Raw genomic sequence first — 19,942 nt, 5'->3', positions numbered from 1 at the left:
CCATGTCCATCATCGAGGATGTCGGCGGGCAGGTCCGTGCCGCCACCGAGGAGTTCCCGGTGGCGCTGCTCGGGCAGGCGCTGGAGAAGTTCGGCCTGGCCGCGGAGCGACTGCGCTGGGTACGACAGGAGTCGGCCAACCCGATGGGGGTGCCCGAGCTGTCCGCCGCCACCGAGCACGCCGAGAGCGCCGGCTACGCGCTGCGGGTGGCCCAGGAACAGCTGTCGGCCTACCTGACGGCGATCGGGCTCGGCGCGGACGGCACCCCGGCACCCCGGCCTGAGCAACGCGCTCCCCGACACGACACGCCACCGGCGTCCGGGCCCGCCGCGGTCGCGCCGGAGCCGGCCGAGCAGGTGCGAATGCGCCGCTGGTGGTCGGTGCGGGTGGCCGAGCTGACCGGCGGGCGCGAGGGCACCGACGACGAACCCGACGAGCGGGTGGACGACTCCCAGGAGTTGCTGCGCCGAGTGGTGGGTGGTGTCCGCTCCGGCGACCGGGACCGGCTTCGCAAGGAGCTGCGCCGAGCCCCGGCCGACGTGGGGCTGGGCATGGCGGCGCTGGCGCCGCCGCTGCTGCGCGAGCTGGCCGGTGAGCTGCTCGGGCACCCGCCGCGCGCCACCGACCTCGGGCGGCTGCGCGGCGAGTTGGACGGACGCGTCCGCGACCTGCTGCCCGGGTTGCCGCCGCCGGTGCTGGAGACGCTGCTGACCCGGGTGTGCCGGATGCCGCCGCCGCGCGCCTCCGGGGAACCACCGCACGCCGCCGACTCCGCGGTCACCGCCGGGGTGGCGACCGGGCTGTTGCTCGCCCGCCTCGGCCGGGACCTGCCGGCCGGCGCGAGAGAACCGGCGGAGGCGAGAGAACCGGCGGGCGCGGGGCAGCGAGGCGACGCGGGAAAGCCGGCGCGGGCCGGGCAGCCGGCGGTTGCCCAGCAACCGGGCGCGACCGGGCGGCCGGGCGCGGCTCCCCGCTCCGGCGGTGCGGTGCAGCGGCCGGGCACCACCACGCAGCGCTCCGGTGGCCTGCCGCCACGCTCGGACGGGCCCCCGCCGCGCCCCGGTGGGCTGCCCCCACGCTCGGGCAGCCCCTGGCGGGACGCCCCGACGCGTCGGGGCTCCGATGGCTGACCGGCGTGGTCAGCTGGCCAGCCGTGTCCGGGAAACCCTCGCCGAGGCGTTGGGCGCCACCCGTACCCGGCTGTCCGCCGCCCAGGCCGACCTGACCGCCGGGCGGGAACGACTGGCCCGGGTCCAGCGGGCGGCGGCCGCCGTACCGGCGCGGGTGGGCGCCCAACGGGACCGCCGCATCGCCGAGATCGACGCCCGCTACTCGACCCGGATCGCGGAGCTGGCCCGGCGGGCCGCCGACGCGGCCCGGCAGGAGGCGCCCGGCTGCGCGGGGGCCGACTGGGCCGGGTGGGCGCCGACGCCCGCCCGCCGGGCCGAGCCGCCCGGCGCGCTGCGGGTCGGCACGGTCCGGATCGACGGCGTCGACCCGGTGCCCGCGCTGGTGCCGCTGCTCGACGCCGGGCACGTCCACCTCTCCGGGGACGACCGCGCCGGCTGCGACGCCGTGGTGTCCGCGTTGCTGCTGCGGGCCGTCGGCCGCGCCGACCCCGGGGCGGTACGACTGATCGGGTACGACCCGGACCAGCTCGGCGGCGGACTCGCCGGGTTCGCCCCGTTGGGCACTGCCGGGCTGCTCACCTTCGTCGGCCCGGGCGGGCTGGGCCCACTGCTGGACGACCTGGTGGAGCAGATCCGCCGGATCAACGAGACGGTCCTCGCCGGCGAGTACGCGTCGCTGCGCGAACTGGCGGCGGCGACCGGCCGACGACCCGAGCCGTGGCGGGTGGCGGTGCTGCTCGGTGGGGAGGAGCTGAACCGGCACGAGCGCGGGCAACTGGACCGGGTGGTGCGGGCCGGCGCGGCCTGCGGCGTACACCTGGTGGTGCACGGTGTGCCGTTGCCGGAGGATCCGACGGTGACCCGGGTGGTGGCCGGGGTGTCCGGCGCGCGGATCGGCGGTTCGGCCGGGCTGCCGGTCCGGCTGGACCCGCCGCCACCGGCGGCGCTGGTCACCGAGACCTGCCGAGAGGTCGCCGCCCGGGTGAACGCGGGCCCGCCGCCGACCCCCTTCACCGACCTGCTGCCCCCGCCCGAGCTGATGTGGCGGGAGGACTCCGCCGACGGGCTGACCGCGCCGATCGGTGAGGGCCCACAGGGCCGGCCGGTGCGGTTGACGCTTGGCGACTATCCACCGCACGCGCTGATCGGCGGGCCGTCCGGCACCGGCAAGACCAATCTGATCTTCGCGTGGATCGGCGCCCTCGCCGCCCGCTACTCCCCCGCCGAGCTGGAGTTCTACCTGCTGGACTTCAAGGAGGGGGTTTCCTTCGCACGGTTCGCGCAGGGCCGGCGCGATCCGAGCTGGCTGCCGCACATGCGGCTGGTCGGCATCAACGTCAACACCGACCGGGAGTTCGGGCTCGCGCTGCTGCGCTTCCTCACCGAGGAGCTGCGCCGACGCGCCGACGCGGCCAAGAAACACGAGGTGACCAAGCTGGCCGAGCTGCGGGCGGTCGACCCGACCGGGCACTGGCCACGCATCGTCGCCGTGGTGGACGAGTTCCAGATGTTGCTGGCCGGCCGGGACGTGGTCGCCCGGGAGGCGGCCGACCTGCTGGAGGACCTGGCCCGCCGCGGCCGATCGCAGGGCATCCACCTGGTCCTGGCCTCGCAGGACGTGCGGGGCATCGAGGCGCTGTGGGGCCGCCCCGCGCTGGTCGCCCAGTTCACCCTGCGCATCGCGTTGCCCAAGGCGCTGCGCATCCTCGCCGAACGCAACGACGCGGCGCAGTCGCTGCCGCGCTGGCACGCGGTGGTCAACGCCGAGTCGGGCATGGTGGAGGGCAACGAGGTGGCCCGCATCCCGTCGGCCAGCGACTGGGAGACCTGGAGCGGGTTGCAGCACCGGCTGTGGCGGATGCGCGCCCCCGACGCGGCGCCCGCCCGGCTCTTCGACGGCGACGCGATCCCCCGGCTGGCGGACGCCCCGGACTTCCGGGCGCTCGCCGTGCCGCCGGACGGGACCGTGCCCCGCAACCCGGTGGCCCTGCTCGGCGAGATCATCGACGTGCAGTCCCGCTCGGCGTCGCTGCGGCTGCCGCGCGCCCCGGGCCGCAACCTCGCGGTGCTCGGCACCCGCGTCGACGAGGCGTGCGCGGTGCTCGACGCGGCTGCCCGGTCACTGGCCCGTCAGCACCCGCCGGGCACCGCCCGGTTCTCCATCGCCTGCCTCGACCCGGACGCCGACCCGATCGCCCGCGCCCTCTACGACGACCTGGCCGACGACGCCGCCTGGTACGACGAGGAGACCGTCGGCGAGCTGATGGCCGAGACGGCCGACGGGCTCAGTGGCCCGGGAAGCCCGCACTACCTGCTGCTGTTCGCTGTCGACGCGGCAGCCGGTGCGCTGGCCGCCCGCGCGGGTCGGCGTACCGGCCTGGAGCAGCTACGCCGGATCATGCACGACGGGCCGGAACGACGCACGCACGTGCTGGCCTGGTGGCGGGGTGTGGCCCGGATGCGCGCCGATCTCGGTGGGCCGGCCGCCCGTACCGACCAGATCGGCGCCTGGGTGGCCCTGGACGCGCACGGCGGCGAGCTGGGCTCGTCGCTCTACCCGGGCACCGGCGGCCCGGACTGGTATCCCCGCCCCTGGCGGGGGCTCTTCTTCGACCGGGCGGTGCACCGCACCGGACAGGTGATCATCCCCTATGGACCGGCACGATGAACGAACCGGTGACCAGCGAGACGTACGCGGCCCAGCTGCGGCGGCTGGCCGACCTCACCGCGCGGGTGCGCGAGCAGCGCGCCGAGGCGCACACCTGGCACGAGCGGCAGTGCGTTGCCGCCGAGCGGGCCGTCGCCGAGGCGGCCGAGCAGCTCCGAAGCGCCGAGGAGGAGCTGGTCGCCGCCCGTGAGCAGCAGGAACGGGTCGACGCCGAGGTCGCCCACCTGTGGCAGCAGGTCCGCTCGCGCCTCGGTGCCCGCCGCCTCGGTGGCCCGCCCGCCCCGGCGAACGGCGTCGGGGCCACCGACCCGTTGCTGCTGCTCGCCAAGGCCCGTGACCTGCTCGACCGGGCCGGTCAGCCGGGCGAGCTGCCGGGCTCGGTCAACCCGCTGCTGGCGCTCTGCGGGGTGGCCGGCGGTGTGCTGGCGTACGCGCTGGGCGCCGGGGCCCGCGCGCTCGGCGTCGGGTACGGCGGGGACCTGGCGGTCGGACTACCGGTGCTGGCGTTGGTGGTGACGCTGCTCGGGCCGTTGGTGGGCCTGGTGCCGGCCCGGGTGCTGGCGGACCGCCGGCACGCGGTGCTCGGCCCCCGACCGATCACTGTGGTCCTCGGCGCCGGTCTGCTGACCACAGTGCTGCTGCTGATCCTCGGCCGCTGACCCACGCGCGGTGGGTCCCGCCGCTCGACCCGTCGATCTTGCAGTTTCTGCGGCGACACAAGGCGCAAGAGCGGACGAATCAGCCACAGAAAATGCAAGATCGCGCTGGCCCACCCGGCCGGGACGGTCGGCGCGCCGCCGGCTCAGGCCGGGACGAGCACGGCCTCGCGGAGCAGTCTGCGGGTCAGGGTGACCCGGTCGGCGTCGTCGGGCAGGCCGGGCAGGTCACCGACGCGGGTGACAGTGCCGGTGAGCAGCGCGCGGGCGGCCGGTTCGCAGCTCGCCGGAAGGGTGATGGTGCGGTCGAAGAGCCGCAGCGCCACCGTGTCCGAATCGTGTGGCACCAGCTGCCAGCGCAGGCCGGGACGCACTGTGACCCGTGAGTCGGCGTCCAGGGTGGCCAGCGCGTCGGCCTGGGCGAGCGGTCGGATCGGCGCGGGGCGGGCCGCCGGCCAGGCCCGCTGCCGCAGTCGCGCGGCGACCGCGCCCGGGTCGGCGCGCAGCAGCCAGTCCCGCAACGCCTCCACGGTCTCGGTCAGCTCCGGCTCGATGGCGTCCGGGTCGGCGACGTCGGTGCCGAACGGCAGGCTGGCCCGCAGCCGCTGGTCCTCGGCGGACAGCGCCAACAACTCCTCGACCAGGGCGTAGCGGGTGAGCGCGCGGATGCCCACGGTCAGGTGCAGCGAGCTGGCGTCCTGTGCCTGCGCGCTGTGCAGCCACCCCCGGGGCAGGTAGAGGGCGTCACCGGGGGCGAGCACCACGTCCAGCGCGGCCGGCCCCTGCGCGGTGGCAGCGACCTCGTCGGCGCGCCCACCCCACTGCTGCTTCTCCAGCGGGTCGGGCAGCACCGGTGGGTGGATCCGCCAGTGCTTGCGGCCGTCGACCTGGAGCACGAACACGTCGTGGGTGTCGTAGTGGGTGGCGAAGCCCTGGCTGCCGGCCGGGGTGAGGTAGGCGTTGATCTGCAACGGCTGGTTGAGCGCGAGGCCCAGGTCGCGGGCGAAGTCGACGAGCGGCGGCCAGATCCGGTGCAGCCCCTGCAACACCAGGGTGGCCCCGGACGCGTACTGCTCCAGGACCCGCTCGTCGAGGACCTGGTCGCCAATCTCGGCGCCCGCGCCGCCGCCGCCGGTCCAGCGCGACGCCGCGACCAACTGGCCGTCCTTGGCGACGCGCAGGAACGGGGTACGCAGGCCGCGCCGGCTCAGCAGCTCGTCGGCGTCGGCGGGGCTGAGCAGGTCGGTGAAGCCGGCCGGGTCGGGCAGTTCGGCGGCGCGGGACAGCAGCGGCGTGTGCCCCCAGTGGGCGGCGGCGAACTTGGCCGGTTCGACCGAGACGCAGCGGGCCAGCGCCGCGGTGGCCTCGGCGGACGGAACCGCCGGGCGGCCGTGGTGGCCGCCCGGCGGGTCGAGGTAGGTCATGGCGAGCCGCTACCGGGCGCTGCCGTCAGCGCCACCGTCCTGCTGGCCCGGAGTGGCGCCACCGTCGGCGGGACCCTCCGCACCACCGTCAGCGCCACCGTCGTGCTGACCGGGGGTGGCACCGCCGTCGGCGGGACCCTCCGCGCTGCCGTCGGCGCCACCGTCGTGCTGACCCGGGGTGGCACCACCGTCGGCGGGACCCTCCGCACCACCATCGGCGCCACCGTCGTGCTGACCGGGGGTCGCGCCGCCGTCGGCCGGACCCTCCGCGCCGCCGCCGCCAGTGGTCTGCATGTCGTCATCGTTGAGTGCCATCGGTACTCCCTCGGGTGTGCCGCCCCGCCGTACGCCGGGGTCCGTCGTGCTGCGGGTGGTACCCCACGCGCGATCTTCTCTAACCCTCACCGTAGACGCCGAACCGGGGCGACACGGGCAGTTCGCGAGCGGCGGCGGAGAGTGCCAGGATGGGGTGGTGATCCTGGTGGGCACGTCCGGCTGGCAGTACCGGGACTGGCGCGGCCGCTTCTATCCGCAGGGGCTGCCGCAGCGGCTCTGGCTGGAGCACTTCGCGGCCGGGTTCGCCACGGTCGAGGTCAACAACGCCTTCTACCGGCTGCCCGAGCGGGACACCTTCGCCGCCTGGCGGGCGCGCACCCCGGCGGATTTCTGCGTGGCGGTGAAGATGAGCCGCTACCTCACCCACATTAAGCGACTGCGTGACCCGGAGGAACCGGTGGCCCGGTTCCTCGGCCGCGCCACCGCGCTCGGTGACCGGCTCGGCCCGGTGCTGCTGCAACTGCCACCGAACCTGCGGGCGGACGTCGAGGCGCTGGACGCGACGTTGCGACTGTTCCCGGCGCAGGTGCGGGTAGCGGTCGAGCCCCGGCACCCCTCCTGGTGGACCGACGACACCCGGGCGGTGCTGGAGCGGCGTCGGGCCGCGCTGGTCTGGGCGGACCGGCTGGGCCGCCCGGTCGCCCCCCGTTGGCGCACCACCGACTTCGGCTACCTGCGGCTGCACGAGGGGCGGGCGCGGCCGTGGCCGCGTTACGGTCGGGCCGCGCTGCGGTCCTGGGTGGGTCGGCTGACCGACGCCTTCGGCGCGGACGAGCCGGCGTACGTCTATTTCAACAACGATCCGGGCGGGGCCGCGATCGTGGACGCCGTGGCGTTCGCCGCGCTGGCCCGACGGGCCGGGCACCCGGTGTCGCGGGTGCCCACCGCCGCCGAGGCTGCCGACGACTGAGCCCGCCCGACGACGGTCGGGCGGGCTCGCGGTGTCAGGCCGTCACGGCATCATCGTGGCCAGGTCCTTGGGCATGGTGTCCTTCACGTCCTGCCACTCACCCTGCGTGACGTGGCGGCGCAGCGTGTCCAGCACCACCTGCGTCACCCGCTCCGCGCCGCCCTCCGCGTCGTACGGGAAGCCCTGCCGCACCTCGTAGAGGAAGTCGTCACGGTTGAGCTTGATCGGCACGTCGGACGGCACCCAGCCGTCGAAGTAGATGCCCCGCACCAGCACCGGCAACTGCTGGGCGAACTCCACGCTCTCGTTCACCGGCAGCCGGTCGCGTAGCAGGTGCAGCACCGTGCGCAGGGCCGCGTACGACTGGTTGCGCCGTTCCTTCGGCCAGCCGTAGGCGTTCTCGATGTCCTTGAGAATGAGGTTCGTCTTGTCCAGCGAGGACTCGAACGCTGAGATCATCGAGTCAGCCATCGGTCGACCCCCGTTCCGTGCTGTCCCACCGTCGGTCGTCGGCGCGGCGCGGCGGCCCCACCGGGCCACGGCGAGCCCGCACCGGGCTGCCCTGCGGGGCGCGCCGGGCGTTGTCGGCCGTGCCGACCACGTGCAGGACGGCACCACGCCGTCGATCCGTCACCACTCGAACCGTCATCCCCGTCACCTCCGTGTCGTCTCCGGCGTCGGCCGTCAACGGGCGGCCGTACCCACCGCGTCCACCCTCCCCACGGGTGGGGTGAGTCGTCCCCACCCGGATCGGGTGAGGTCAGCCGACGTCGAGGAGACCCGCGAGGGTCTTGGCGTTGGCCTGCGCATAGTCGCGGTAGCAGTTGTTCATGAGCACGTGGGTCTGCCCGGCCTCATCGGCCAGCTCGCGCAGCTTCGGCGCCCAGTCGGCCAACTCCCGCTTGGAGTAGTGGTAGCCGAACTTCTCGTGGATGTCCTTGCTGGTCCACTTGTCGCTGTGCCCGTGGAAGCGCATGACCGCGAGGTCCGCGGTGGCGGCCAGCACCGGAGGCAGCGACGAGCGGTGGCCCTGCGGCATGTCCACGCAGACGTACGGCAGTTTGTGCTCGCGCAGGAACGCCAGGGTCTCGTCGGCGTTGTCGCCGTCGAACCAGGAGGCGTGCCGGAACTCGTACACCGGGCGCAGCGGCGCGCAGCGCTTCGCCACCTCCAGCAGGTACTGCTTGTTGGCCCGCTTGATGGTGAACCAGGGCGGGAACTGGAACAGCAGCGCGCCCAGCTTGCCGGCCTCGACCAGCGGGTCCAGCGCGGACAAGAAGCGCGTCCACACCTCCTCGTACGACTGCGCGGGCAGGTCGTCGGGGTAGACGTTCTTCTTGTCGGTCTCCGGGCGCAGGTCCTTGTAGAGCGCGCTGACCCGGGTGGGGTGCCCGGTCAGCAGGCTGAACGCCTTGATGTTGAAGGTGAAGCCGGCCGGGGTGCGCTCGGCCCACAGCCGCGCGGTCGCCTCGGCGGGCGGCGAGTAGTAGGTGGCGTCCACTTCGACCAGCGGGAACTGCCGGGCGTAGTAGGCCAGCCGCTTCTCCGGGGTGTCGGCGGTCTGCGGATACCACCCCGAGTCCAGCAGTGTGCGGTCGGTCCAGGACGCGGTGCCCACGAGAATGTCACCCATTGTGGAAGTCCATCGTGTCGCGGACCGACCGGCAACCGCTGGGGTGGCTCAGGCCGCCCGCCGCTCGCGAGTCTGCTTGCACGTCACACAGGTGGTGGCGGACGGGAAGATCTCCAGCCGCTCCACCGGGATCGCCGCCGAGCAGCCCTCGCACCAGCCGTAGGTGCCCTCCTCGAGCCGGCCGAGGGCGTGCTCGTACTGGGCGCGGCGGTCGAGGATGGTGCGCAACAGGGACTGGGCGGTGTCCCGCTCGGCGGTCTTGGTGCCACTGTCGGCCTGGTCGTCGCCGGCGGTGTCGCCGACCTCCACCAGCCGCAGCACCTGGCTCTGGAGCACCGCCTGGTCGTACTCCGCGGTCAGCTCGTCGTAGCGCGCCTGGAGCGACTGTCGGATCTGATCGATCTCCGTCTGGGACCGGGTCGTACCGACCGTGTCGTGGACGAGCATCGCTGCCTGCCTTTCCTGGGCCTGTGGCTCAAGGTGAACCGGGTGCCGGCGGCGCGGGGCCCCGGTCACGGTCGCGTTCGGTGCGCGGGCGATCACCCGCGCTCTGTGAGCCGGGCGAGTACCCGCCCGATCAGGCGCGCAAACCGACGAATTCTCGGTTGTTGTCAGTCGTTGCCGCCGGGCTCCACGAGCGCCGGTCGGCGGGGGTCGTCGGCGCGTACCACGACGTCGGCGAAGCTCGCCGGGACGACCTCCTCGGCGTACCGGTCGAAGGCCGGCAGCGCCCACTGCTGGGCCGGTTCGGTGCGTCGGCGCAGCGCCGCCGGGGACAGCTCCAGGTGGACGGTCACGTCGAAGGGCAGGCCGCCGCCGAGCAGCAGCGAGCCGCTGACCAGGACGACCCCGCCGGGTGCCAGGTCGACGTAGCGGGCGCGGCTGGCCCGGTCGGCGTGGGCGTCCCAGAGCGACGGAAGCAGCCGGCCGCTGCCGCCCGGACCGGCCGGGTCGAGCACCTCCCGGCGCAGCCCGGCCTCGTCGACCCAGGCCTCGTAGAAGGAGTCGGGGTTGGTGCGCCCCAACTCGAAGCGCAGCGACGCGGGGCGCAGGAAGTCGGTGGCGCGGACGTGCAGCACCGGGTGGCCCTGGGCGCGCAGCGGGTCGACCAGCGCCGCGGCCAGTTCGTCGGCGCGGGCGGCGGGGGCGCCGTCCACGGCCACCCGCAGCCGCGCGGGCCCGGCGAGGGCGCTCGCAGCGCGGGTCGCCGCGTCGGCCAGCCGGCCGGTCAGCTCGGTGACGAGCAGGTCGGGCGAGATGGGGCGGATGCGCACCGGACCATCCTGCCCCGCGCCGGCTACGTGGGTGCCGCCGGTCAGCCGCTGCGGTCGATGGTGACCCGGGCGTCGTCGGCCAGCCGGTAGCCCACGCCGTAGACGGTGGTCACCAGCGGCACGTCCACGCCGACCTTGCCGCGCAGCCGACGCACGTGCACGTCGACGGTGCGCACACCGGCGTGCTCGTAGCCCCAGACGGCGTTGAGCAGTTGCAGCCGGGTGAACACCCGACGCGGGTGGGCGACCAGGTGCAGCAGCAGGTCGAATTCCAGCCGGGTCAGCGGCAGCGGCTCCTCGTCGCGCAGCACCGAGCGCGACGAGGCGAGAATGTGCAGGGCGGGAATGGTCGGGCTGATCGGGCGGGTCGGCGACCGGTTGGCGGGCGCCTGGTCGGGGCGGCGTTCGGCCGGAACCGAGCCGATGATCACGCCTTCGCCCCGCTCCAGCATCTCGCGAGCGGCCTCCAACAGCCGGCGCGCCGCCGGGGTCAGCGACTCCTCACAGGCCAGCGGGATGGACAGCGTCACGGTGAGCACGGGCGCGGCGGTGTTCGCCGGGCGACGCTGGCCGCCGGGAGGTCGACCGGGCACCGCGGGCTGGGACGTATGCCATCCGGCGCGCGACGAGGCGGGGCTGACCGACATGGTCCTCCTTGGGCTGGTCCGGGTATCTCCCCACGGCCCGGGACGCCGCTTCATCGATGCTTCCCGGCGCCTGGGCGAGGGTCAAGAGGCGGCTGCGTTGCATGAATGTGACAATTGACGAACACATCGGAGCCAGATGCTCGCTCTGCGTACGAGGCCTGATGATTACAGCAGAGTCGTCGAGATGCCCCGTTACGGGGGTCCCCGACCGGTTCACCAGGCGGTCACATCGCCGCCGGACCAGGGCTCAGCTGCTGTGATCCACGCTGATCGGGGCCTCGTCGGCCAGCCGGTAGCCAACGCCGTAGACGGTGGTGACCACCTCCGAGCCGGCCAGCTTGGCGCGCAGCCGGCGGACGTGCACGTCCACCGTCCGGGCCACCGCGTGCTCGTAGCCCCAGACGCTGGATAGCAGTTGCAGGCGGGTGAAGACCCGGCGGGGCCGCTCGGCCAGGAACAGCAGCAGCTCGTACTCGATGCGGGTCAGCGCGATGACCCGGTCGCCCTGGCGGACCATCCGCGAGCCGGCCAGGATGCGGACGTGGTCCGGTGCGGCGGGCGGCGCGGCGGGGCGCGGGGCCGGTCGCGGCCCCGACACGGGCTCCTCCACGGCACGCAGTTGACCCTCCCCCGACTCGGCCAGCTCGCCGAGCAGCTGCACCAGCCGGGCCAGCCGGGGGCTCAGCGGCCCGGGGACGAGATCGATGGTGATGGTCAGGGTCGGGCTGGTGCGCGGACGGGCCGGCGGGCGCACGCCGGGGTGGCGGCGCGTGGGGATGGCGACGACGGACATGGTGCCTCCTGAGTGGCGGTACGCGCGCCACGCCGGGTGTGGCGTGACGGTCAGCGGCGCGCCCAGCCGGCGTTGACCGGGGACGCGAGGGGAGATGGGTGGTGCAGTGGGGTCGGGCCGAGGGCCGGCAGGCCGGCGATCCGCCAGGCCGCGAACCCACCGACCACGTCGGTGGCCCGGTGCAGGCCGACGTCCTGCAACGCGGCGGCGGCCAGCGACGAGGTGTAGCCCTCCTGACAGAGGATCACCACCGGCACGTCGTAGTCGACGGCCTGCGGCAGCCGGGCCGCGCAGCGTGGGTCGAAGCGCCACTCCAGCACGTTGCGTTCGACGATGAGCGAGCCCGGCACCACGCCGTGCGCGGCCCGCTGTGCGGCCGGGCGGATGTCGACCAGCAGCGCTCCGGCCCGGTACGCCAGGTGCGCCCGCTCCGGGTCCAGTCGGCGCAGCCGGGCCCGCGCGGCGGCCAGGATCTCGTCGATGCCCCGGGAGCCCGGGGGCGGCACGGGGGCGGGACAGTGCTCGGCGGTTATCTGCATTCTCGGTTCCTTCCGGTGACAGGGTTCTCGGTGGGCGCGGCTACCAGGACCGGCCGGCCTCGGCGACCTCGGCGACCCGCAGCCGCCCGTCCAGGAGGCGATAGCGGGTCATCCGCAGCAGCGCCGGCCGGTAGACGTGCACGCTGACCGCCGGCGCCGAGCCCCGGTTGGTGACCTGGTGCACGTGCCGGGGGCCGAAGCGGCGGCCCGCGCCGGCCGGCAGCAGTCGGGGGCGTAGTCGACCGGCGCTGACCGTCTCCTCGGTGAGGACGCCGCCGACCACCCGGAACGCTCCGGAGGAGCCGCCGTGGTCGTGCAGGTCGGTGCCCTGCCCGGGCAGCCAGCTCAACGCCCACACCTCGTGCTCGTCGCTGACGGCGAGGCGGGCGTACCAGCGCTCGGCGGGGTCGAAACGCAGCGCGACCGGCCAACCGGCCGGGTCGGCCCATCCGGCGGCAACGGTGAGCAGGTCGGGCTCCGGACGGTGGTGCGTCATGGCGGTTCCTCGCGGGTCGTTCGGCGGGGTGCCCTCGTACTCTAGACGGCAAAGCCTATAGGTTTAGTAGGTAATTCCGTCTGGTGGGACGCAGGTCAGCCGCCCGGGTGAATCAGCGCAGCACCGGCGGGTCCGCGCGGTAGCCCGGCAACGAGGGCCAGCGCACTGTCAACACCACCGACGCGCGCTCGGCGAACCAGGAATGGTCCACCCCACGGGCCCACACCACGTAGTCGCCCGGCGCGGCCAGCCGTACCGTCCGGTCCGGCAACTCCACCCGGAAACACCCCTCGACGAGTACGAGCAGAGTGGTGCGCACCTCGCCGGTCGCCCACCGGGACCGGGCCTCCCCGGGCGGATGCACGCCCCACTTCACCTCGACGTCGGTGCTGTGCCGGATCTCCCCTGGCGGCGCGAAGTGCCCGAGCAGCCAACCGGCGTTGGTAGCGCCGTCGACGCCCGCGTTGCCCACGTACACCGTCTCACCCATCGGACCCCTCCCCCAGCGCCGGCCGAGCAACCTATCAGGACCGGTGTCGCTAGGGCGTGTCTCCCGGATCTCGTCGAGCCGAGACGAGGCCCCGACGGCGATCCGGCCGGGCGGCTGGACGTCCGGATACAACACCGGTATCCGGACGTCCAGCCAACGCCGCCGGGCGTCGTCCGGGCCCGTCGTAGGCCGGCGAAGATCCGGGAGACACGCCCTATCCTGGAGCGGTGACCGAGAACCTCGACGCCGAGACGCTGGCGTTCGCGCACCGGATGTTCGACCTGGCCCGAGCCGGCGCCACCGACGAGCTGGCGGCGCAGATCGACGCCGGCCTTCCGGTCAACCTCACCAACGACAAGGGCGACACGCTGCTCATCCTGGCCGCGTACCACGCCCACCCGGACACGGTGGCCGCCCTGCTCAGCCGCGGCGCCGACCACACCCGGGCCAACGACCGAGGTCAGACCGCGTTGGCAGCGGCGGTCTTCCGCAGCAGCACCGAAGCGGTCCGCGCGCTCCTCGCCGCCGGCGCGGATCCGGCTCACGGCAACCCGTCGGCCGTCGAGACCGCGCGCTTCTTCGACCTGCCGGAGATGACGGAGCTGCTGCGCGTCGGCTGACACCGGCACGCCCGGCCGGTATACAGGGTCGGTGGAAGATCCTCTGCCGGAGCAGATGCGGGCCGCAGCCACCGCGCTGCTGACCGCGCTCGACCCCGCCGCCCGCGAGAGCGCCGTGCACTCGTTCGACGACGAGGCGGCCCGACGCTGGCTGGAGTACCGGCCCCGACCCCGACCGGGCGTCTGCCTCGCCGAGCTCGACGTCACCGCCCGCAAGGCCGCCCACCGGTTGCTGGCCACCGCGCTCAGCCCCTCGGCGTACGCACAGGCGATGGCGATCATCTCGCTGGAGGAGGTGCTGGACCGGGCCGAGGGCTGGCAGCGCGGGCGGCACAGCGCCGACTACTGGGTGGCCGTGTTCGGCGACCCGGCGCGCGACGACCGTTGGGCGTGGCGGCTCGAAGGGCACCACCTGTCGGTGAACATGACAGTGGTGGACGGTCAGGTCTCCCCCGCGCCGATCTTCTTCGGCGCCAACCCGGCCGCGGTCCGCTACGCCGGCCGTCCGGTCTCCCGCCCACTCGGTGTCGAGGAGGACCTGGCCCGCGCCCTGCTCGACGCGCTGGGCCCCGCCGAGCGGGCGGCCGCGATCATCGCCGACGAGGCGCCGACGGACATCATCAGCGCCACCCGCGGGCGGGTCGACGCGCCGCTGGAGCCCCTCGGCGTACCGGCGGAGCGGCTGGGACCGACCGGCCGCACGTTGCTCCACCAGGTGGTCGCCCTCTACCTCGACCGGTTGCCGCCCGAGCTCGCCATCCGGGAGTCGACCCGACTGGACGCCGGCCCGCTGCACTTCGCCTGGGCCGGCCCGACCCACCCCGGGCGGCGGCACTACTACCGGGTGCAGGGCGACGACCTGCTGATCGAGTACGACAACACCACCGCGGACGGCAACCACGCACACACCGTGCTGCGCCGACCCGCCAGCGACTTCGGCGCCGACGTCCTAGCAACCCACCACCAAACCCACCACCACTAATCTCGCGCCCGCGCCCCCGCCCCCACCCCCACCCCCACCCCCACCCCGTCGATCTTGCAGTTTCGGCGGTCGAGTTGTCCGGGTAGGCGGCTTTCGCGGGTACCGAAAGTGCAAGATCGACGGGTGGGGGTGGCTGTCAGGGGCGGGGTGGCTGTCAGGGGCGGGGTGGGTGTCAGGGGCGGGTGGCCTCGATGAGGAAGCGTTGGGCGTGGGCGACGAAAGGGCCCTCGTTGGCGATGCGGTGGTGGAGGTCGCGCAGCGGTGCGCGGTAGCGGTCGACCGTGAACCCGGGCACCGTCCAGATCACCTTGCGCAGGAACCAGACCACCGCGCCGATGTCGGCGAAGGTCGCCCGCAGCGTGGCCCGACGCAGGTCGACCACCCGCAGGCCGGCCGCTTCGGCGGCGGCGACCGCGTGCTCGGGGTGCCGCTGGGTCGGCGGCGGTAACGGCCCGAGGATCGCCTCACTCAGCTCCCGCATGGTGCCGGCCCCGATCTGCTGCGACAGGAACGTCCCGCCCGGCCGCAGCACCCGCGCCGTCTGAACCCAGTCGGTACGCACCGGATGCCGACTGACCACCAGGTCGAACGAGGCGTCGCGAAACGGCAGCGGCCCATCCGGCGCGACCGCGACCACCGACGCGCCGACCCGACGCAGGGTCCGGCGGGCCACCTCCACGTTCGGCGGCCACGCCTCGGTCGCCGTCAGCAGCTTCGGTGGACGCGGCACCTCGGCGAGCACCTCCCCGCCGCCGGTGTCCACGTCCAGCGCCGCGTCGGCCCGCGCCATCCGGTCGGCGACCAGCCGGGCGTACCCCCAGGGTGGACGCTCCTCGGTGGCCCGGCCGGCCAGCCAGCCGAAGCCCCAACCATCGACGGGCGCGGCGGCGGCCTCCGCGATCAAGTCCTCGGCGTCACGCTCAGCGGTCATGGCGGTCAGCTTCGCGGCCGGTCACCCGGCCGGCAACCCATTTGCCGCCGCCCGGCCGGGGTGTCCGCGGTGGATCTCAGCCGAGGCCGAGCCCGTGCTCTTCGAGGGCGGCCTGAAGGATCCCGAGCGCCTTCTGGCCCATGCCGTGCAGCTTGGCCAGGTCCGCCCGGGGAACGCCCGCGAGCTGGCGCAGCGCGGTGTAGCCGGCGCCGTGCAGGGCCCTGGTGGCGGGCGCGCCGATCTTCGGAAGCGTGTCCAGAGAGGAGGCCATCCGGGGATGGTAGACCGACCAGTCGCATTGATGCCGGCCCCGCACATCAGGCCCACTTGCCGGCCGGACGCCGCATCCGGCAGGTCGGGCGCGTCCGGCGGGTCGGGTCAGCGGGACCGCTCGGCGGGTGGGGTCAGAGACGAGACCGCCGGCAGGTCGAGGTCAGGGGCGGGCGATCTCGCCGGTGGAGCCGGCGAGCGCGTCCAGGCCGCCGGCCTCAGCGCGGCCGCTGTCGAACTGACGCATCAGCCGGGCGCCCAGGTGCACGCCGACCCCGCCGGCGGCCAGCGCGACCAGTTCGGTGACCAGGATCGCGACCGACGCGCCGCGCTGCGGGGAGTGTGACCGGACCAGGCAGGTGAGCAGGAACATGGCAGCCATCACCGCGTTCACCAGGTTGAAGGCGACCGCGGTGCGGCGGGTACGGTCGCCCGGCACGTCCCACAGGTCGACCATGCCGGCCACGGCGGTCAGCGCGGCGGCGACGAGGGCGGCGACGCCGGTCCAGTAGCCGACCTCGCCGAGGAACGCGGGCCCCCCGATCACGTCGGTGAGGTCGAAGACGGTGGCGCTGACGAAGAGCCCGAGCGGGAACGTCACCAGCATCGGTTGGATCGGGTGCCCCTGCACCCGCAGCCTGCTCTGCATCGGTCCTCCCCCAGGTCGGCGCAGCTCACCTGACCAGAGTGCTACCCGGGGCCGGTCGAGGCGAAACGATGCCGCCCGACTCGCCGCCGGCAGGGAGAACGGGCACCGTGGCCGCGCCCGCCGAGGCCGGACGGCCAGACCGACGGGCGCCCCAGCGGACGCGGCCCGAGCGGCCGACGCGACCCGCGCGGCTCTGGCGGCCGGGGTCAGTTGTCGCGTTGGCGGGAGACCGTCCGGACCAGGCGCTCGGCCACCTCGCGCAGCGGGATGTCCAGCGACGAGGCGGCGGTCCGCAGCACGTCGAGGGCCTCGGCCGGCGGGCATCCGCGCTGCGTCATGATCACACCGACGGCCTGGCCCACCACCCCGTCGTGCAGGAGTGAGGCGTCCCGTTCACCGGCGAGGGTGAGCTGTCGGTTACGGTCGCGGACGGCGGCGAGCAGCAGACCGGCGTGTTCGGCGAGCAGCATGGCGGTCAGCTGGTGTTGCGGGGTCAACAGGTCCGGCGCGGCGGCGTACAGGTTGATCGCCCCGATGACCTGGTCGTCGATGTCGACCGGTGCGGAGATCACCCCGCGTACGCCGAGGTCGCGGGCGTGCGCCGTCCAGGCCGGCCAGCGGAGCTCACCGGTCAGGTCGGCGGCGAGGATCATCTCGCGGCGGTGGATCGCGCTCATCGCCGGCGTGTCCGGCCCGTGTCGCAGGTCGTCCAGCCCGGCCAGCCCCTCGTCGGAGGCGGCCACCCCGGCCGGCTCGCCGGCCCGCAGGGCGGTGAACCCGCACCAGCGCACCCCGGCGACGGCGTCCCGGGTGACCCGGACCAGGGCCAGCAGCGCCTCATCAAAGTCGGTCAGGGCGATCAGCCCGGCGGTCAGCTCCCGTAACAGTGCGGCTGCTTCCAGGACGCCGAGGGTGTGCACCACCGGTTCCCGCGTGTCGAGGTTCACCGGTTCGCAGCCTCCGTGCCGTCTGGTGCCTGCCCGGCACGCATCGTCACCTGTGTCATCGTCTGCTCTCTCCCGACTCGACCGACCAGCCCTACTACCCTGGGAAACCTGGGTCGAAACGGCGTAAATCGGGGCTCCGGTCGCGCGCGGAGGCGCGATCGGAGCCCCGACGGTCGGTACGTCAGCGCGAGGCGCCGCTGAGCCGCCGCCCGATCGACGCGATCAGACGGTCGAGCTCGGACCCGAACGGGTTGTCGTGCACCAGGTACGTCCAGGTGGCGGTGGGCCGGACCAGGGTGCCGTCGTCGGGCTGCCAGTCCTCATCGAATTCGGTCTCGGTGAAGGTGGCGATGGTGCGGGCCTCGATCTCCGGGATCAGGTCGTTGAACGCCGGCACCGCGGCCCGGTGGAATTCGTCCAGCGGGTCGAGCCGGCCCAGCGCGCGCAGGTGCACGCCCTCGCGGACCTCCGACAGCTCGGCCAGGTGCTCGGCCCAGAGCCGGTCCAGGTGGTAGAGCGCGATCGACCGGGCGGCACGGGCGAGCAGGTCCTCGTCCATCTCGCCGGCCTTCTCGGGCTCCTTCTCCAGCAGCATCACCGCGGCCACGTCGCTGGTCAGCAGCCGCTCCCGGCGCGCGGCGAGGGCCTTGCGCTGCTGCTCGATCACCACGCTGTAGCGCCAGGTGTTGCGGTGGATCTCGTGGTTGACGCCCTCGGCGACCCGCTGGGCGTGCTCCACGGCGTAGTCGACCTGCTCGTCGGTCACCAGACCGTCGGCGTTCATCCGCGGCGAGGCCGGCACCGAGTCGGCGGCGTGCCGGACGACGAGGTCGTCCTCCAGGCTGACGAAGAAGACCGAGCCACCCGGGTCGCCCTGCCGGCCGGCCCGACCGCGCAGCTGGTCGTCCACCCGGCGGCTGTCGTGCCGGCCGCTGCCGATCACGTAGAGCCCGCCCAGCTCGGCGACCCGCTCCTGGTCGGTCTGGTCGCTGCCGCCGAGGCGGATGTCGACGCCACGGCCGGCCATCTGGGTGGAGACGGTCACCGCGCCGTACGCGCCGGCCTCGGCGATGATCGCGGCCTCTTCGTCGTCGTTCTTGGCGTTCAGCACGACGCAGGGCACCCCGGCGGCGTTCAGCCCGGCGGCCAGCCCCTCGGACTCCTTGACGTCCAGGGTGCCGACCAGCACCGGCCGCCCCTTGGCGTGCCAGCGCTGGATCTCGTCGATCAGCGCCTCGTCCTTCTCCGCCCGGGTGGCGTAGATGCGGTCCGGCTCGTCCTCGCGGATGCACGGGGTGTTCGGCGGGATCACGGCGACCTCGAGGTCGAAGAACTCCCGCAGTTGGTCGCCGACCAGCACCGCGGTGGCGGTCATCCCGCAGACCTTCGGGTAGAGCGCGATGTACGCCTGCATGGCGATGGTGCCGAGCACCTCGCCCTCGGCGGTGGCGTCCAGCCCTTCCTTGGCCTCGACCGCGGCCTGGAGACCGTCCGGCCAGCGGCGGCGCTGGGCCACCCGGCCGCGCATCTCGTCGACCAGCTCGACGGAGCCGTCCCGGACGATGTAATCCACGTCACGGTGCAGCAGGGCGTGCGCGTGCAGCGCCACGTTGACCGCGGAGAGCTGCGCGACGTGCTCCTCGTCGTACAGGTCGATGCCGAGCTTGGCCTCCATGGCGGCCAGGCCGGCGGAGGTGAACGCCACGCTGCGCCCGTCCTCGGCGACCGTGTAGTGCTTGCCCTTGCGCAGGCCACGAACGAGCGCGGCGGCGGCGTGCACCGGGTCCTGCTCGCCCGGCACCGCGCCGGCCAGGACCATCGGCACCCGGGCCTCGTCGATCATGATCGAGTCGGCCTCGTCGACGATGGCGGTGGTCAGCGCGGGCTGCACCCGGTCTTCCACGTCGGTGACCAGCTGGTCGCGCAGGTAGTCGAAGCCCGCCTCGCTGACCGAGACGTAGGTGACGTCGCAGGCGTACGCGTCGCGCCGCTCCTGCGGGGTGGACGCCTCGTTGACCCAGCCGACGGTGAGGCCGAGCAGGGTGTAGACCGGCTCCATCCACTGGGCGTCGCGGCGGGCCAGGTAGTCGTTGATGGTGAGCACGTGCACCGGGCCGTTGCCGAGCCGGACGTGCCCGTACGCGGCGATCGTGGCGGTCAGTGTCTTGCCCTCACCGGTGGCCATCTCGGCGACCTTGCCGGAGAGCAGCGACATCGCGCCGAGCAGCTGCACGTCGTACGGCCGCTGGTCGAGGCCACGGCGGGCGGCCTCACGGCCGACGGCGCAGATCTCCTCGTAACCGGCGGCGGCACCCGCGGCCGCGGTCAGCTCGGCGTCGTCGAGCGCGGTGAGCTCAGCCTCGCGCGCCTCGATCGCCGGGAGCAGTTTCTCCAGCGGAGCAAGATCCACGGTCGAGCCGGGGCGCTGGAGGAACCGCCGGAACTTGCTCTTGAACCGTTGCGACACACCCATGAGCGGCAACGGTACGCGATTCCGGGCGGCGCGCGCGGCCCGGCCGCCCGGCAAGTTGGCCTTCCTGGGGCGCG

At 74.0% G+C, this 19,942-nt stretch carries 23 protein-coding genes; 6 read left to right on the top strand and 17 right to left on the bottom strand.

Annotated features, from left to right (window positions below):
* Positions 1-2: 2 nt before the first annotated feature.
* The 3 genes from GA0070561_RS30565 to GA0070561_RS30555 are packed head-to-tail and all read left to right on the top strand — an operon-like array spanning position 3 to position 4,457.
* Positions 3-1,130: a hypothetical protein gene (locus GA0070561_RS30565; protein WP_091408418.1), complete on the top strand. Its 1,128-nt coding sequence runs from the start codon at positions 3-5 to the stop codon at positions 1,128-1,130.
* Complete coding sequence (locus GA0070561_RS30560) at positions 1,123-3,798, top strand: FtsK/SpoIIIE domain-containing protein (protein WP_091408414.1); 2,676 nt, start codon at positions 1,123-1,125, stop codon at positions 3,796-3,798. Before GA0070561_RS30565 ends, GA0070561_RS30560 begins: the two co-directional genes overlap by 8 nt.
* Positions 3,795-4,457, top strand: a complete 663-nt coding sequence (locus tag GA0070561_RS30555; RefSeq protein ID WP_091408411.1) for a hypothetical protein — start codon at positions 3,795-3,797, stop codon at positions 4,455-4,457. Before GA0070561_RS30560 ends, GA0070561_RS30555 begins: the two co-directional genes overlap by 4 nt.
* A 143-nt stretch (positions 4,458-4,600) precedes the next feature.
* Here the strand turns inward: GA0070561_RS30555 and GA0070561_RS30550 are convergent, their stop codons facing one another.
* Both GA0070561_RS30550 and GA0070561_RS30545 read right to left on the bottom strand, forming a co-directional pair.
* On the bottom strand, positions 4,601-5,878 hold the full coding sequence (locus GA0070561_RS30550; RefSeq protein ID WP_091408408.1) for a cupin domain-containing protein: 1,278 nt from the start codon (positions 5,876-5,878) through the stop codon (positions 4,601-4,603).
* 9 nt (positions 5,879-5,887) lie between these two features.
* Positions 5,888-6,193, bottom strand: coding sequence for a hypothetical protein (locus tag GA0070561_RS30545; protein WP_091408405.1), 306 nt, complete (start codon positions 6,191-6,193; stop codon positions 5,888-5,890).
* A 157-nt stretch (positions 6,194-6,350) separates the two neighbouring features.
* On the opposite strand from GA0070561_RS30545, the gene GA0070561_RS30540 reads away from it, so the two are divergent.
* Positions 6,351-7,124 carry a DUF72 domain-containing protein gene (locus GA0070561_RS30540; protein WP_208603890.1) on the top strand — a complete coding sequence of 258 codons (774 nt, stop codon included), beginning with the start codon at positions 6,351-6,353 and terminating at the stop codon, positions 7,122-7,124.
* 42 nt (positions 7,125-7,166) lie between these two features.
* Here GA0070561_RS30540 and GA0070561_RS30535 read toward each other — a convergent pair whose 3' ends face one another.
* From GA0070561_RS30535 to GA0070561_RS30490, 10 genes are all read right to left on the bottom strand, one after another.
* Positions 7,167-7,595: a DUF2267 domain-containing protein gene (locus tag GA0070561_RS30535; RefSeq protein WP_091408397.1), complete on the bottom strand. Its 429-nt coding sequence runs from the start codon at positions 7,593-7,595 to the stop codon at positions 7,167-7,169.
* Positions 7,588-7,773: a hypothetical protein gene (locus GA0070561_RS30530; RefSeq protein ID WP_091408861.1), complete on the bottom strand. Its 186-nt coding sequence runs from the start codon at positions 7,771-7,773 to the stop codon at positions 7,588-7,590. Before GA0070561_RS30530 ends, GA0070561_RS30535 begins: the two co-directional genes overlap by 8 nt.
* 111 nt (positions 7,774-7,884) lie before the next feature.
* Positions 7,885-8,757 (bottom strand): DUF72 domain-containing protein, encoded by an 873-nt coding sequence (locus tag GA0070561_RS30525; protein ID WP_091408394.1) that lies wholly within the window; start codon positions 8,755-8,757, stop codon positions 7,885-7,887.
* Positions 8,758-8,805: 48 nt separating this feature from the next.
* Positions 8,806-9,204: a TraR/DksA family transcriptional regulator gene (locus tag GA0070561_RS30520; protein WP_091408390.1), complete on the bottom strand. Its 399-nt coding sequence runs from the start codon at positions 9,202-9,204 to the stop codon at positions 8,806-8,808.
* 164 nt (positions 9,205-9,368) lie between these two features.
* On the bottom strand, positions 9,369-10,031 hold the full coding sequence (locus GA0070561_RS30515) for a nucleoside/nucleotide kinase family protein (protein ID WP_091408386.1): 663 nt from the start codon (positions 10,029-10,031) through the stop codon (positions 9,369-9,371).
* Between the two features lie 41 nt (positions 10,032-10,072).
* Positions 10,073-10,678 carry a winged helix-turn-helix domain-containing protein gene (locus GA0070561_RS30510; RefSeq protein ID WP_091408384.1) on the bottom strand — a complete coding sequence of 202 codons (606 nt, stop codon included), beginning with the start codon at positions 10,676-10,678 and terminating at the stop codon, positions 10,073-10,075.
* A gap of 247 nt (positions 10,679-10,925) precedes the next feature.
* Complete coding sequence (locus GA0070561_RS30505) at positions 10,926-11,471, bottom strand: winged helix-turn-helix domain-containing protein (RefSeq protein WP_091408381.1); 546 nt, start codon at positions 11,469-11,471, stop codon at positions 10,926-10,928.
* Between the two features lie 50 nt (positions 11,472-11,521).
* Entirely contained in the window at positions 11,522-12,010 is a 489-nt protein-coding gene (locus GA0070561_RS30500) for a rhodanese-like domain-containing protein (protein ID WP_091408377.1), read from the bottom strand.
* Between the two features lie 40 nt (positions 12,011-12,050).
* The gene (locus tag GA0070561_RS30495) at positions 12,051-12,506 is read right to left on the bottom strand and encodes a cysteine dioxygenase (protein WP_091408373.1); all 456 of its coding nucleotides are present in this window, start codon (positions 12,504-12,506) and stop codon (positions 12,051-12,053) included.
* Positions 12,507-12,618: 112 nt separating this feature from the next.
* Positions 12,619-12,996, bottom strand: a complete 378-nt coding sequence (locus GA0070561_RS30490; RefSeq protein ID WP_091408370.1) for a signal peptidase I — start codon at positions 12,994-12,996, stop codon at positions 12,619-12,621.
* 272 nt (positions 12,997-13,268) lie between these two features.
* Between GA0070561_RS30490 and GA0070561_RS30485 the strand changes: the two genes are divergently transcribed.
* Positions 13,269-13,616 carry an ankyrin repeat domain-containing protein gene (locus tag GA0070561_RS30485; RefSeq protein WP_274526580.1) on the top strand — a complete coding sequence of 116 codons (348 nt, stop codon included), beginning with the start codon at positions 13,269-13,271 and terminating at the stop codon, positions 13,614-13,616.
* 31 nt (positions 13,617-13,647) lie between these two features.
* Positions 13,648-14,598: a DUF3500 domain-containing protein gene (locus tag GA0070561_RS30480; RefSeq protein WP_208603889.1), complete on the top strand. Its 951-nt coding sequence runs from the start codon at positions 13,648-13,650 to the stop codon at positions 14,596-14,598.
* A gap of 172 nt (positions 14,599-14,770) precedes the next feature.
* Here GA0070561_RS30480 and GA0070561_RS30475 read toward each other — a convergent pair whose 3' ends face one another.
* The 5 genes from GA0070561_RS30475 to secA2 form a co-directional block, all read right to left on the bottom strand.
* Entirely contained in the window at positions 14,771-15,529 is a 759-nt protein-coding gene (locus GA0070561_RS30475) for a class I SAM-dependent methyltransferase (RefSeq protein WP_091408360.1), read from the bottom strand.
* 76 nt (positions 15,530-15,605) lie between these two features.
* On the bottom strand, positions 15,606-15,800 hold the full coding sequence (locus tag GA0070561_RS30470; protein WP_091408357.1) for a helix-hairpin-helix domain-containing protein: 195 nt from the start codon (positions 15,798-15,800) through the stop codon (positions 15,606-15,608).
* 162 nt (positions 15,801-15,962) lie between these two features.
* Positions 15,963-16,448 (bottom strand): DUF2231 domain-containing protein, encoded by a 486-nt coding sequence (locus tag GA0070561_RS30465; protein ID WP_091408355.1) that lies wholly within the window; start codon positions 16,446-16,448, stop codon positions 15,963-15,965.
* 206 nt (positions 16,449-16,654) lie between these two features.
* Positions 16,655-17,395 carry a GAF and ANTAR domain-containing protein gene (locus GA0070561_RS30460; RefSeq protein WP_091408352.1) on the bottom strand — a complete coding sequence of 247 codons (741 nt, stop codon included), beginning with the start codon at positions 17,393-17,395 and terminating at the stop codon, positions 16,655-16,657.
* 181 nt (positions 17,396-17,576) lie between these two features.
* A complete protein-coding gene (gene secA2, locus GA0070561_RS30455) occupies positions 17,577-19,868 on the bottom strand; it encodes an accessory Sec system translocase SecA2 (RefSeq protein WP_091408348.1) in 2,292 nt (763 codons plus the stop codon).
* Positions 19,869-19,942: the final 74 nt, after the last annotated feature.

Source organism: Micromonospora saelicesensis (assembly GCF_900091575.1).
GTDB classification, from domain to species: Bacteria; Actinomycetota; Actinomycetes; order Mycobacteriales; family Micromonosporaceae; genus Micromonospora; species Micromonospora saelicesensis.
The sequence above is the reverse complement of the archived record's forward strand: the minus strand, read 5'-3'. Positions and strand labels throughout refer to the sequence as shown.